We start from the raw sequence: 305 nt of genomic DNA, 5'->3' as shown, positions 1-305 counted from the left end.
GCGACGCTCTACACCATGAGCAAGTCCGCGCTGGTGGGCCTCACCAGAGCGCTCGCCCGTGAACTGGGCGGGCGGGGCATCACCGCGAACATCGTCCACCCCGGCCCGGTCGACACCGCTATGAACCCCGCCGACGGCCCGTTCGCGGACGGCCAGCGGGCGGTGACGGCCCTGGGGCGGTTCGGCGTGGCGGACGAGGTGGCGTCGCTGGTGGCGTACCTGGCCGGGGACGACGCGGCGTACGTGACGGGCGCCGAGTTCGCGGTGGACGGCGGGCACGCCGCCTAGGTGTATTGATCACGAGC

General features: G+C 73.1%; 1 protein-coding gene. It reads left to right on the top strand.

What is annotated here, in order from left to right:
- Positions 1-288 (top strand): SDR family oxidoreductase (locus A4V12_RS39200; protein WP_234372357.1); only part of this gene is annotated, 288 nt, incomplete at its 5' end.
- Positions 289-305 lie beyond the last annotated feature (17 nt).

The organism is Streptomyces noursei (genome assembly GCF_001646665.1).
Classification (GTDB): domain Bacteria; phylum Actinomycetota; class Actinomycetes; order Streptomycetales; family Streptomycetaceae; genus Streptomyces; species Streptomyces lavendulocolor.
The sequence above is the reverse complement of the archived record's forward strand: the minus strand, read 5'-3'. Positions and strand labels throughout refer to the sequence as shown.